We start from the raw sequence: 13,639 nt of genomic DNA, 5'->3' as shown, positions 1-13,639 counted from the left end.
GAGGCAACAGAAATATGCAAGAGGTAGTAATCGTTGGTGCGGCAAGAACTCCAATTGGTGACTTTCTGGGAGCGCTGAAAGATGTGAGTCCTATTGATCTTGGGGTGGCAGCTGTAAACGGAGCCTTGGCGAGAGCCAATTTAGGTGCCGATCAGGTCGAGGAAGTTGCTTGTGGTATGATTTATAAAGGTGGCGCAAAAGGAAATCCAGGTCGTCAGATTCAATTAAAATGCGGAATGCCTGTTGAGAGTTATGCATATACCGTTGATCAACAATGTGGTTCTGGTATGAAAGCTTTTGAGTCGATTGTACAGTCGATTATGTTAGGAAAAATAGATAGCGGTGTGGCTGTTGGTGTAGAAAGTATGTCCCAAGCTCCTTATTTACTAAAAGGTGCTCGCGAAGGTTATCGTATGGGGAATGGAGAGATTCTTGATTCAATGCTTTACGATGGTTTAGTTTGTGCAATGCAGGGATATCATATGGGGATTACGGCAGAGAATTTAGCTGAACGCTATCATATTTCTCGTTTAGAGCAAGATGAGTTAGCTTTTCTTAGCCATCAGCGAGCAAGTGCTGCGATTAAGAACGGAATCTTTACGGAGGAGATTGTACCAGTTACGATTGAAACACGACGTGGGTCAATCGTGGTAGATACGGATCAGCATCCGAGAGCTGATCTTACAGCGGAAAAACTTGCTAGTATGAGACCTGCTTTTCAAAGAGGAGGTACAGTAACAGCTGGTAATGCGTCGAGTGTAAATGATGGTGGGGCAGCTCTAGTACTGATGTCTGCCGACAAAGCTCGCGAACTGGGTATTCAGCCTCTCGCTCGCATTCTTGCTACAGCAAATGTAGGAGTACATCCAGAAGTTATGGGAATTGGCCCGGCCTTTGCTATTCCTAAAGCGTTAAAGTTTGCTAATTTGACCAAAGAACAAATCGATTATTATGAAATAAATGAGGCTTTTGCGGCTCAATTTATAGGAGTCAATCGAGAATTAGATCTCAATCTGGAACACGTTAATCGTAATGGGTCAGGAATTGGTCTTGGTCATCCTGTGGGGTGCACTGGGGCAAGAATCATTGTATCACTTCTATATGAATTGAAACGTTCTGGTGGACGTTATGGTGTCGCATCCTTATGTGTTGGTGGCGGACCTGCCATTGCCGTTGTTATTGAGGCAATTTAAAAAAAACACATAAAAATCAAAATTTATCCGTCTTATCTAAAACGACTTTGATGGAATAAGGCGGGCGGATTCTCATCTTACATTGCCTATATTTGAGTACGATTTTTTCTTATAAAGGAACAACTTGCTTTTTCATACACATACATTTTATAATTAGAAAATCAATAATCGAAGACTAGGCAGGAAAGAGGAGATAGATGTGATTATTAAACCTAAATTTAAAGGATTTATTTGTACGACAGCTCATCCAGAAGGCTGCGCTCGTTCTGTGAAGGAACAGATTGATTATGTGAAACAACAAAGCCCGGTTAAAGGACCGAAAAACGTTCTTGTGATTGGCGCGTCAACTGGCTATGGGTTGGCTTCTAGAATCGTTTCGACTTTTTCCTCAGGCGCAAATACGATTGGTGTTTTTTTTGAAAAACCCGCTGCTGGGAATAAAACGGCTACCGCTGGGTGGTATAATACAGTTGCTTTTGAACAAGTAGCGAAAGAAGAAAACTATTATGCAAAGAGCATTAATGGTGATGCTTTTTCTACAGAGACCAAAGAAGAAGTAATTGAGCTGATTAAAAAAGATCTTGGGCAGGTTGATTTGGTTATTTATAGTCTTGCTGCGCCGAGAAGAGTGCATCCTGTGACCGGAGAGACATTAGTTTCTTCCATTAAACCAGTAGGTAAATCTTTTACTAGTAAAAATCTTGATTTTCATAGCGAAAAGGTTGCTGAAATCACACTTGAACCTGCTAGTGATGAAGAAGTAAGGCAAGCCGTAGGGGTCATGGGTGGTGAAGATTGGGAAATGTGGATCGAAGCTCTGCGTAATGCAGGAGTTTTGGCTACTGGAGCGACGACAATCAGCTATTCCTATATTGGACCTGAACTTACCTATCCCATCTATCGAGAAGGAACGATTGGTAAGGCAAAAGGAAGTCTAGAAGCTGCGGCACAGAAAATACACAGTGAGCTCAGTTCTCAGGGAGGAAAGGCATTTGTTTCTGTGAATAAAGCTTTAGTCACACAAGCCAGTACGGCTATTCCAGCCATGTCTTTATATATGTCCTTATTATTTAAGGTTATGAAGGAAAAGGGTATTCATGAAAATTGTGTTGAACAAATCTATCGATTGTTTATCGAGCAATTGTATTCTACACACATGACGTTAGATGAAAAAGGTAGGATTCGCCTTGATGATTGGGAAATGAAGGAAGAAGTTCAACGGGAAGTATTAGCCTTATGGCAAGATGTTTCAACAGAAAATGTAGGTGCACTTTCTGATGTGGCGGGGTATCGTAATGATTTCTTCCGTTTGTTTGGTTTTGGATTTGATGATGTCGAATATGATCAAGATGTAGATATACAATTAGCTATTCCAAGTATTAATGACTAGGTATAGCTAACGATAAAATGATATCTAAAAAGTAAGTAGGACATGAAAAGAGACTCCCACTTATAAAAGTGGGAGTCTTAACGTTGTATAAAACAAGGACGAGAGTACTCGATGCAGTGCTCAGGAGGTACGATGGACTTATTTCTTATCATGGTAAGCTTGATTTTACTTATGTATTTTGCTTACCGAGGTTATTCGATTATTCTTGTTGCCCCTTTGTTTGCGATTGTTGCTGCTTTTACAGAGTTTAGTTCAATGCCTGTTTATAGTGAAATTTTTATGATTAAAGCAGCAGAATATTTTAAGACGTATTTTCCCATCTTTCTCTTAGGGGCTGTTTTTGCCAAAATTATGGAGGCAGGGGGAATGGCAAGTTCAATTGCCGCTATTATTTCTCGCTCATTAGGAAAGGAACGAGCCATTCTAGCAGTACTTCTAGGGTGTGGTGTTTTAACCTATGGTGGCTTAAGTGTCTTTGTGGTTGTCTTTGTCATGTATCCTTTTACAGCTTTGTTATTTCGTGAAGCTGGTATTCCAAAACGTCTAATCCCTGCAACTCTTTGGATGGGAATTTTCACCTATGCCATGGTTGCAATCCCTGGCACGCCTCAAATTCAAAATATTATCCCCACAACTTTCTTTGGAACCTCAACATGGGCATCACCTATTAGTGGTTTTTTAAGTGCTCTCGTTTATTTTGCCATTTCTTGGTGTTGGGTGACTTATCGATATCGGAAGTTAGCCAGTCAAGGTGAAGGTTATGGTAATCATGCCAAACATGAACCAGAACATCTTGGCAGCAAGATCTTGCCTCATTGGACTCTATCATTATTGCCCTTGGTGGCCGTTATTCTAGTTAATCTCTATATGAGCAATCCTTTTGATTGGAGCTTGGCATATCATTGGGATCCACAGATGTTAGAGCCTTTTAAAGCGTTGCAACTTTCATTGCTTAGTTCAAGTGTGCAAAAAATATATGCAATCTGGTCTTTGGATATTGCTTTGTTTGTTGGTATTGTACTAGCTGCCATTGTCGGTTGGAAACCCATTGGACGAAAAGGTGGAATGGTGCATGTTTTTAATGCAGGCGCCCAATCTTCTTTGTCGGCAATTTTAAATACGGCATCAGGATATGCTTTTGGTAGTGTAATTTCAAAATTAGCTGGATTTTCAGTTGTTAAGCAAGCATTATTGAATCTAAATATCGGGTCAGGTCCCTTACTATCCGTGGCAATTACTACAAATATCATGGCTGCTTTAACTGGCTCAGCATCTGGTGGTATGACGATTGCCTTGGGGATGTTAGGCAGTGATTGGCTTTCATGGGCACAATCAATTGGTATGTCTCCTGATATTCTTCATCGAATCATTTGCCTTGCATCTGCAGGGATTGACGCTGTTCCTCATAATGGCGCTTTAGTGACAGTGATTAGCGTTTGTGGCTTATCTCACAAAGAATCCTATTATGATTTATTTATGTTAATGATTCTCAAGACTTTTGTAGTGTTCTTATTTATTGCACTCTATAGTTTTTTTGGTATTGGATAAGGATAAATAGAAAAGAATAGACCTAGTTAATCGAAAAGCGTATGCTGAATTTTTGATCTGAATGGATTGAGATTTTGGTATACGTTTTTTTGTGAATATTTTTATCGATATGATTGAAGCTGTTGTATAGATAGTTAGACAATTATGTCGCTGTATGTAGACGGATTTTTGTGAATAAACTGTCTAAGATCATGATGGAATTTCAAAATAACGAGGAAATTGCCCTTAAGAAGTGGATCATAGTAGATCTTTTAGGCTAATTCATGAATGTTTGCCCTATTGGCACACTATTTGCATTACTAATGAGCATATAGAACTCATCAAGGAGAGTGTCATTATGGCTAAATTTATTAGTGAGTTAGAAGCGGCGGAGCTTATAAAGGACGGAGACACGGTTGGTATTAGTGGATTTGTTGGTATCGGTCATCCTGAGGCTTTAAGCATTGCGATTGAAAAAAGATTTTTAGAGCAAAGTAAACCCAGAGACCTAACATTGATGTATTGTGCTGGACAAGGAGACGGTAAGGAACGCGGCCTTAATCATTTTGGAAATGAAGGTATGGTCAAACGAGTTATTGGCGGTCACTGGAATTTGGCACCACGGTTGGGTAAACTTGCAGTGGAAAATAAAATTGAAGCTTATAACTTCCCACAAGGCACTTTGGCTCAATGGCTTCGCAGTATTGCAGGACGCAAACCAGGTATCATTACTAAGGTTGGCTTAGATACATTTGTTGATCCTCGAGTTGAAGGCGGCAAGATTAGTGCAATCACGACTGAGGATTTGGTAGAGGTGATTGAACTTGGCGGCGAAGAGTGGCTATGGTATAAACCCTTCCCTCTGAATGTAGCCTTAATCCGGGGAACGAGTGCTGATGAACGCGGTAACATTACCATTGAACGTGAAGCTGCTTCGGTAGAAATACTATCAATGGCCCAGGCTGCTAAGGCCTCTGGCGGTATCGTTATTGCCCAGGTTGAACGCGCTGTGGCGAATGGAAGTTTAAATCCTTTCGATGTAAAAGTCCCTGGCATTGTAGTGGATTATATTGTAGTGGCTGAAGAGGCCGAAAATCACATGCAAACCTTTGGGGAACAATACAATCCTGCATATTCAGGTGAAATTCGTGTTTCACTGTCGGCAATTAAGCCAGCGCCTCTTGACGAACGCAAGGTTGTTGCTCGTCGTGCAGCAATGGAACTGATAAATGATGCGAAAGTAAACCTTGGTATTGGCATGCCAGAAGTGATTTCGATGGTAGCCAATGAAGAGGGGATTGGCGACAAGATGACTCTCACTGTAGAGGTTGGTCCAGTTGGTGGTGTACCTGCAGGTGGACTAAGTTTTGGTGCAGCAACCAATGCAGAAGCAATTATTGATCAAGCCTATCAGTTTGATTTTTATGATGGTGGCGGTGTCGACTTAGCTTACCTGGGTCTTGCTGAAACCGATCAAGAAGGTAATATCAATGTAAGCAAGTTTAAAGGTCGAGTCGCTGGTTGTGGTGGTTTTATTAATATTACACAAAATTCCAAACGTGTAGTATTTTGCGGTACATTTACGGCAAGTGGGCTAAAAGTTAAGGTTGCTGACGGTAAATTAACAATCATGACTGAGGGCAAAGCTAAAAAATTCTTAAAAAATGTTGAACAAATTACATTTAGTGGTAAGTATGCGCAAAAAGTAAACCAACCAGTACTCTATATTACAGAACGGGCCGTGTTTGAATTGACTGGTGAAGGTATGGTATTGATTGAAATTGCACCAGGAGTTGATTTGGAAAAAGATGTTTTGGCATTGATGGATTTTGCGCCAATTATCTCACCAACTCTGAAATTAATGGATGAACGTATTTTCCGTGATGAATTAATGGGTCTAAAAAAATAAATAAATAATATTTTTAAATATAAAGGAATGGTGTCATTATGAGAGAAGTTGTAATTGTAAGTGCAGTTCGTACTGCCGTTGGTAGTTTTAATGGTTCATTAACGCCTTTTTCAGCAGTGGATCTTGGTAGTATGGTTATTAAAGAGGCCATTACGCGCGCTGGTGTAGAAAAAGAAAGTATTGATGAAGTTATTTTTGGTAATGTTCTTCAAGCTGGTCTTGGGCAAAATCCAGCACGTCAGGCTGCGATTAAAGCAGGTATTCCGATTGAAGTTCCTTCTTTTACTGTCAATAAAGTTTGTGGTTCAGGTTTAAAAACTGTCAACTTAGCAGCTCAAGCTATTATGGCTGGCGATGCTGATATTGTTATAGCAGGCGGTATGGAAAGTATGACAAATGCGCCTTATTTACTTGATAGTAAAGCGCGCCAAGGATATCGGATGGGACATTCCCAGGTTACTGATGTCATGATTCAAGATGGTCTATGGTGTGCATTTAATGATTATCACATGGGCATAACGGCTGAAAACGTAGCTGAAAAATATGGAATTAGCCGCGAGGCCCAAGATCAGTTGGCTGTGAATTCACAAAATAAAGCAGTTAAAGCCATTGAAAGTGGTGCTTTTAGCAAAGAAATATTGCCAATCACGATTAAAAGTAAAAAAGGCGATACTGTTTTCGCAACAGATGAATATCCTAAGAGTGGCACAGTTCTTGAGAAGGTCGCTGCTTTGCGGACAGCCTTCAAAAAAGATGGTACTGTGACAGCTGCGAATGCTTCTGGCATTAATGATGGGGCTGTAGCATTGGTACTGATGTCTGCTGATAAAGCGAAAGAACTTGGCATTAAACCGATGGCTCGGATTCGTTCTTTTGCTTCAGGCGGCGTTGATCCAAGCATTATGGGAATGGGACCAGTACCAGCTACACGTAAGGCACTAACCAAAGCAGGCTTAACTGTTGCTGATCTTGATTTGATTGAAGCCAATGAAGCTTTTGCAGCTCAATTTTTAGCAGTGGGTCAAGAACTTGGTTTTGATCAAGAAAAAGTAAATGTAAATGGTGGCGCTATTGCGATTGGTCATCCAATTGGTGCAAGCGGAGCACGAATTTTAGTGACTCTTCTGTATGCTATGGAAGCAAGAGATGCAAAAATTGGACTTGCGACCTTGTGCATTGGCGGTGGGCAGGGCGTAGCCACCATTATTGAACGGATTTAGAGAAAGGATTATACTTTCTGATTCTGTAAAACTGATAGTGCCAATAGCTTGTCTATTGGCACTATCCTTGAAAAGTTATGTGAGTCTTTTCACAAACATTGTTTTCCAATGATTTATGATATTCATAAATCTTATTTAAAATATGAGGAGGCTATTATTATGGAATTTCAATTGACTGAAGATCAAAAAATGGTGCAAAAGTTAGCGCGAGATTTTGCTGAAAAAAAACTGACACCAACTGTTAGCAAACGGGATCATGAAGAAGAATTTTCCCGTGAATTAGCCGATGAAATGGGGGCAATGGGCTTAACGGGTATTTGTTTTCCAGAAGAATATGGCGGTTCTGGCGGCGATGTCATGAGCTATATTTTGGCAGTGGAAGAATTATCAAAAGCTGATGATGGCATTGGTATTACATTGTCGGCAACAGTATCACTTTGTGCATGGCCGATCTATGCTTATGGTACAGAAGAACAAAAACAAAAATATTTGGTCCCTCTAGCAGAAGGTGAAAAAATAGGTGCTTTTGGTTTGACCGAGCCTAATGCAGGTACAGATGCAGCAGCCCAGCAAACTGTTGCAGTGGTTGATGGTGATGATTATATTCTCAACGGGAGTAAAATATTTATTACCAATGCAGGTGAAGCGGAAACTTATGTGATTTTTGCGATGACAGATAAATCAAAAGGTGTAAAGGGTATTACTGCGTTTATCGTGGAAAAAGATATGCCTGGGTTTAGTTTTGGTAAAAAAGAACATAAAATGGGGATTCATACTTCATTAACCAATGAGCTAGTATTCCAAGATGTACGGATACCAAAAGAAAATGTGTTGGGTAAAGTCGGCGAAGGTTTTAAAATTGCCATGAGTACCTTAGACGGTGGTCGTATCGGTGTAGCTGCTCAAGCATTAGGTATTGCTCAGGCTGCTCTTGATCATGCCATTAAATATTCAAAAGAACGGGTACAATTCGGTCAGGCTATTTCTAAAAACCAAGCAATTGCTTTTATGTTAGCTGATATGGCGACTAAAGTTGAAGCGGCTCGTTTATTGGTTTATCGTGCAGCTTATCTAAAAGACCAAGGCGTGTCTTATTCGAAAGAAGCGGCCATGGCAAAATTATATGCTTCTGATGCGGCCATGGCGGTCACGACGGATGCCGTACAAATTTTTGGCGGCTATGGTTATAGCCGGGAATATCCAGTAGAACGCCTAATGCGTAATGCTAAGATTACACAAATTTATGAAGGAACCAACCAAGTTCAACGCATGGTTATTTCGGGCGCTATTTTACGCTAAGCACGGATAACTAAGTTTGCTTACAAAACAGGAGGATTAAAATAATGGAAATAGTCGTATGCGTTAAGCAGGTTCCTGATACAACAGAAGTGAAAATAGATCCAGAAACCAATACCTTGATTCGACAAGGGGTACCGAGTATTGTGAATCCCTTTGATAAAAATGCTTTGGAAGCTGCATTACAACTCAAAAGTCAGTATGGTGGCAAAGTGACTGTTCTTTCGATGGGCCCCTTGCAAACAAAAGAGGCTCTTAAAGAGTGTTTAGCGATGGGGGCTGATGAAGCGGTACTGATGAGTGATCGCGCCTTCGGTGGGGCTGATACGCTAGCGACAAGTCATACCTTGGCAGCTGGCATTAAAAAAATGGGAAAAGTTGATATTATTCTTTGTGGTAAACAAGCAATTGATGGAGATACAGCTCAGGTCGGACCTGAAATTGCTGAACATTTAGATATTGCTCAAGTAACCTATGTAGCAAAAATTACTCAGGTGGATGGGGACGTCATTCGTGTTGAACGGGAACATGAAGAAGGCTATGAAGTGATTGATGCTCAAATGCCTGTATTGTTGACTGTCGTTAAATCGATTAATGAACCTCGTAGTGCAACAGTGAAAGGTATGATGAAAGCCAACCGCAAAGAGATTCCAGTGTGGTCAGCAGCTGATGTTGATATTCAGGCGAGTGTCATTGGTCTGAAAGGGTCACCCACTCAAGTACGTCGTATCTTCACTCCAGAGCAACGTGTACAGGGAGAATTGATTGAGGCTGATACGCCGCGTGAGGCGGCTGGGATTCTCGCTAAACGATTAGTTGATGCAAAAATAATATAGATAGGGAGGTGGAAAAATGGCTGTAGAAGTAAATAAAGAAGAATGCATTGGTTGTAGTGTGTGTGTGAGTACTTGTCCTTTTGGTGCGATTGTCATGGAAGATGGGAAAGCTGTTATCACGGATGCCTGTACAGTTTGTGGTGCTTGCGTTGATGTTTGTCCAGTAAGCGCAATTACTCTTAAAGTGGAAAAAAAGGAAATTTCCATAAACAAGGCTGATTATAAAGGTGTCTGGGTTTATATCGAACAAGGGGATGGGCAAGCACGTCATGTTGGCTATGAATTGTTAAATGAAGGGCGTAAACTGGCTGATGAGATGGACGAAGAACTCTCAGGTATTATTATTGGTGATCAGGTAGAACATCTTGCCCAGGAAGCCATTGCCAGAGGTGCTGATAAGGTTTATTTAGTTCAAGGTGCAGAATTTAGTCATTATAGTACAGATGCCTATACCATCACTCTGACAGATCTAATTCATACTTATAAACCTGCTGTTATACTCATGGGAGCAACCAATGACGGACGGGATTTAGGACCTCGCGTTGCCTGCCGCGTTGGTACGGGACTCACTGCTGATTGTACAAAACTGAGTATTGATGAAACGACTGGTCTTGTTGCTTGGACGCGCCCTGCTTTTGGTGGTAATATTATGGCAACGATTTTGTGCCCAGATCATCGGCCGCAGATGGGGACCATACGTCCTAATGTATTTAAACGTCCAGTTCCAGACTATTCTCGCATTGGTGAAGTGGTGCAGGTTGCTAGCAAAGTTAAAACAGAAGATATTCGTACAAAACTCATTGATGTACTGAGAGTATGTACAGCATCATGTAATTTAGAAGAAGCCGATATTATTGTATCTGGCGGACGCGGCATGAACAAACCAGAAAGCTTTGCTCTAATCGAAGAGTTGGCTAATGTACTAGGAGGGGCCGTTGGAGCTTCACGAGCCGTTGTAGACGCTGGCTGGAAGCCTGCATTGCATCAAGTAGGGCAAACAGGTAAGACAGTAGGTCCTAAAGTGTATTTCGCCTGTGGCATTTCTGGCGCCATTCAGCATGTGGCTGGTATGTCGTCTTCTGATATTGTTATTGCCATTAACAAAGATCCAGATGCGCCGATTTTCAAAATCGCCAATTATGGAATTGTCGGTGATGTCATGGAAGTCATTCCAGCATTAATCGAAGAGTTTAAAAAAATTAAAGCTGTATAGGTTGTACGTTCTTAAGTACGAAAAATCCAGGCAATTGTATTGTCTGGATTTTAACTCGTACATTGAGGATTCATTAAATGAAGGAGAGTGCTCATAATGGAAATTAAACGTGTATTAGTCATTGGTGCAGGTCAAATGGGGAGCGGTATTGCTCAGGTTATGGCGCAAGGCGGACTTGAGGTCATCTTGCAAGATATTAAAGAAGAGTTTGTTCAAAAAGGTATTAAGGGTATTGAGAAAAACTTAAATAGAGCCATTGAAAAAGGCAAAATGTCCGTTGAAGCAAAAGATGAAGTCATGAAAAATATTTGTGGCGTTGTTGAGTTAGATTCTGCTTCATGTCAGGTTGATTTAGTGGTAGAAGCAGCCATTGAGAATATGGAGATCAAAAAGAAAATTTTTAAAACTCTCGATGAATTATGTCCAGGCCATACGATTTTGGGAACCAATACTTCTTCTATGCCAATCACTGCCGTTGCTGCTGCTACAAAACGTCCAGATCGGGTCATTGGTATGCATTTCTTCAATCCAGCCCCAGTCATGAAATTAGTAGAAGTGATTAATGGTTTAGGGACGAGTGAAGAAACTTTTACTAAAGTGCAAGCTCTAGCGCAAAAACTAGGAAAAACACCCGTTAAAATTGCTGATTTCCCTGGTTTTATTGGCAATCGAATTGTGATTCCTATGATTAATGAAGCGATCTTTGCTTTAATGGAAGGCGTAGCTAGTGCTGAAGACATTGATAATGTAGCAAAACTGGGATTCAATCATCCGATGGGACCTCTTGCTCTATCAGATCTCATTGGTAATGATACGGTTCTTTATATTATGGAAGTGTTACATGAAGGTTATGGTGACCCTAAATATCGTCCATGCCCACTACTCAAGAAAATGGTGCAAGCAGGATACCTTGGACGTAAATCAGGTAAGGGATTCTATGATTACAGCGTAAAGTAAGATAAAAAAGAACTCCTAGTTTCGCACAAAGGCGTGAACTAGGAGTTCTTTTGTTCGTGGAATTATTTTTTCATTACAGTAGCTTTACCATCAATTACGATTGTACCTTCTTGATTCGTGACGACTGTTTTAAGGATTAAGCGATGTTTAGCTTCGATTTTTTCAATGACCTCGACAGTAGCAGTGACTGTATCGCCAATTTTTACAGGGGCTTTAAACGCTAATTCTTGCCCTAGGTAAATGGTATTAGCGCCAGGTAGGGTTGTGCCAAGGACAGCTGAAATAAAACCAGCTGAGAGCATGCCGTGAGCAATGCGTTCTTTAAAGAGGCTCGTTTTTGCAAATTCCGAATTAATGTGTACGGGATTAAAATCACCAGTGATACCTGCATAAGTATAGACGTCATATTCACTTACTGTCTTAGACATACTAGCTGTGTCGCCAACTTGGATCTCTGCAAATTGTCGATCTTGTACCATTTTAAAATCCCCCTTTTTATTTTTAGACCCAGAAATTGTATCAATTTCTGGGTCCAAGTAACAAGGTATGATTATGTGTGATTACAGTAGCCCTGTCGTTGTGTGAAGAGCAATAATGACAAATACCATGGCTGTTTTTAAGCAAGTCAGTACAAAAATATCTTTGTATGAATCTTTGTGGGTCATACCGCAGACGGCAAGTAACGTGATAACTGCTCCGTTGTGAGGAAGAGTATCCATACCACCAGATGCCATTGAAGCTACGCGATGGAGGATTTCAGGTGACATACCGATCGTGTTTGCCCAAGCTAACCAGTCTTTAGCCATCAAATCTAAGGCAATTGACATACCGCCAGAGGCTGAGCCTGTAACACCAGCTAATACGTTAACGGTTACGGCTTCGGATACGAGTGGTGATCCTCCAACTTTGATAGACATTAAAGCGCTAGAAATATCTTTGAAACCTGTAAGTGAGGCAATAACATTACCATAACCAACTTCAGAGGCTGTATTCATGATGGCGAGCAAAGAACCGATTGCGCCAGCGTTTAAAGATTTGGCTAAAGCACCTTTACCTAAATTCTTATAACCGAGGGCAATTGACAGTAAGATACCAGATACGAGGGCAATGATCAAGGACCAAATACTAATAACATTTTTAATTGCTGGTGCAACTAGAGGAAGTTTCATTGCTTGGAAAGACGCAAGCATTGTAGGGTCCCAAGTAAAGACGCGAGTCATTACATAGTTTACAACTAAGACAGTGAGTAAGGGGAGGATGGAGAGTTGTAATGAAGGGAGTGACATGGTTTCTTTAACTTCAGGTTCATTGAGGGTGTGAATGCCATAACCTTCACCAGCATCAGCAGCCTGTTTGCGGCGACGCTCTAACCACATGATTCCAAGGCTGAAAATACCAATACCACCAATGAGACCTAAGAAAGGGGCAGCATAAATGTTTGTACCAAAGAAATTAGTAGGAATGAGATTTTGAATTTGTGGTGTGCCTGGCAGGCAGTCCATGGTAGCCGTAAAAGCTCCTAAGGCAATTGTCGCTGGTAAGAGTCTTTTTGGAATGGCAGCTTCTTTAAATAAAGCAGAAGCAAAAGGATATACAGCAAAAACAACAACGAAGAGGCTTACACCGCCATATGTGAGTGCGCCACCGGCTAAAACAACAGCCAAGATGGCACGTTCTTTCCCAAGTGATTTCATAATCGCATGAGCAATCCCTTTAGCTAGTCCAGTATCTTCCATTAATTTGCCGAAGACGGCACCAAGTAAGAATACGGGGAAAAAGGATTTAATGTAAGTAACGGCTTTGGCCATAAATAATTCTGTATAAGCTGGCATGAGTGGTAAGCCTGACATCGAAGCGGCAAGTAAAGCAAATACAGGAGCAAATAAAATAACCGAAAACCCTCGATAAGCAAAGAACATTAACAAAAATAAACTAAGGATAATACCGACAACTTCCACAATAATGACCTCCTCTGTTTTATTCATTAGCCTTAAGACAAGTTGACCGGCTTTCTAACTTCTTGGTAAGCCGCCTTCTCCTCTGTCTTTCACTATAACCTTTAATATATGCAAATACTATGCCAATTCGAAATAGGCTG

The 13,639-nt window shown here is 40.9% G+C and carries 11 protein-coding genes; 9 read left to right on the top strand and 2 right to left on the bottom strand.

All coding sequences use genetic code 11. From position 1 onward, the window contains the following. Positions 1–14 precede the first annotated feature (14 nt). From ACAN52_RS15280 to ACAN52_RS15240, 9 genes are all read left to right on the top strand, one after another. Positions 15–1,193, top strand: coding sequence for a thiolase family protein (locus ACAN52_RS15280; protein WP_378955784.1), 1,179 nt, complete (start codon positions 15–17; stop codon positions 1,191–1,193). A gap of 199 nt (positions 1,194–1,392) precedes the next feature. Then, positions 1,393–2,583 carry an enoyl-ACP reductase FabV gene (fabV, locus tag ACAN52_RS15275; RefSeq protein WP_378955782.1) on the top strand — a complete coding sequence of 397 codons (1,191 nt, stop codon included), beginning with the start codon at positions 1,393–1,395 and terminating at the stop codon, positions 2,581–2,583. A gap of 132 nt (positions 2,584–2,715) precedes the next feature. Beyond that, on the top strand, positions 2,716–4,131 hold the full coding sequence (locus ACAN52_RS15270; RefSeq protein WP_378955781.1) for a GntP family permease: 1,416 nt from the start codon (positions 2,716–2,718) through the stop codon (positions 4,129–4,131). 337 nt (positions 4,132–4,468) lie between these two features. Further along, on the top strand, positions 4,469–6,019 hold the full coding sequence (locus tag ACAN52_RS15265; protein ID WP_378955780.1) for an acyl CoA:acetate/3-ketoacid CoA transferase: 1,551 nt from the start codon (positions 4,469–4,471) through the stop codon (positions 6,017–6,019). A 38-nt stretch (positions 6,020–6,057) separates the two neighbouring features. Then, positions 6,058–7,239 carry an acetyl-CoA C-acetyltransferase gene (locus ACAN52_RS15260; protein ID WP_378955778.1) on the top strand — a complete coding sequence of 394 codons (1,182 nt, stop codon included), beginning with the start codon at positions 6,058–6,060 and terminating at the stop codon, positions 7,237–7,239. A gap of 159 nt (positions 7,240–7,398) precedes the next feature. Further along, the gene (locus ACAN52_RS15255) at positions 7,399–8,538 is read left to right on the top strand and encodes an acyl-CoA dehydrogenase (RefSeq protein ID WP_378955777.1); all 1,140 of its coding nucleotides are present in this window, start codon (positions 7,399–7,401) and stop codon (positions 8,536–8,538) included. Positions 8,539–8,582: 44 nt separating this feature from the next. After that, positions 8,583–9,371 (top strand): electron transfer flavoprotein subunit beta/FixA family protein, encoded by a 789-nt coding sequence (locus ACAN52_RS15250; RefSeq protein WP_378955776.1) that lies wholly within the window; start codon positions 8,583–8,585, stop codon positions 9,369–9,371. Positions 9,372–9,387: 16 nt separating this feature from the next. Next, positions 9,388–10,584, top strand: coding sequence for an FAD-binding protein (locus ACAN52_RS15245; RefSeq protein WP_378955775.1), 1,197 nt, complete (start codon positions 9,388–9,390; stop codon positions 10,582–10,584). Between the two features lie 96 nt (positions 10,585–10,680). Next, positions 10,681–11,541: a 3-hydroxybutyryl-CoA dehydrogenase gene (locus ACAN52_RS15240; protein WP_378955774.1), complete on the top strand. Its 861-nt coding sequence runs from the start codon at positions 10,681–10,683 to the stop codon at positions 11,539–11,541. A 62-nt stretch (positions 11,542–11,603) separates the two neighbouring features. Here the strand turns inward: ACAN52_RS15240 and ACAN52_RS15235 are convergent, their stop codons facing one another. Both ACAN52_RS15235 and ACAN52_RS15230 read right to left on the bottom strand, forming a co-directional pair. Continuing rightward, positions 11,604–12,020, bottom strand: coding sequence for a MaoC family dehydratase (locus tag ACAN52_RS15235; protein ID WP_378955773.1), 417 nt, complete (start codon positions 12,018–12,020; stop codon positions 11,604–11,606). Between the two features lie 81 nt (positions 12,021–12,101). Further along, entirely contained in the window at positions 12,102–13,499 is a 1,398-nt protein-coding gene (locus tag ACAN52_RS15230; protein ID WP_378955772.1) for a GntP family permease, read from the bottom strand. Positions 13,500–13,639 lie beyond the last annotated feature (140 nt).

Origin of the sequence: Pelosinus sp. sgz500959 (assembly GCF_042610375.1) — a bacterium.
Classification (GTDB): domain Bacteria; phylum Bacillota; class Negativicutes; order DSM-13327; family DSM-13327; genus CTSoil-075.
This window is presented reverse-complemented; position numbering and strand designations above follow the sequence as displayed.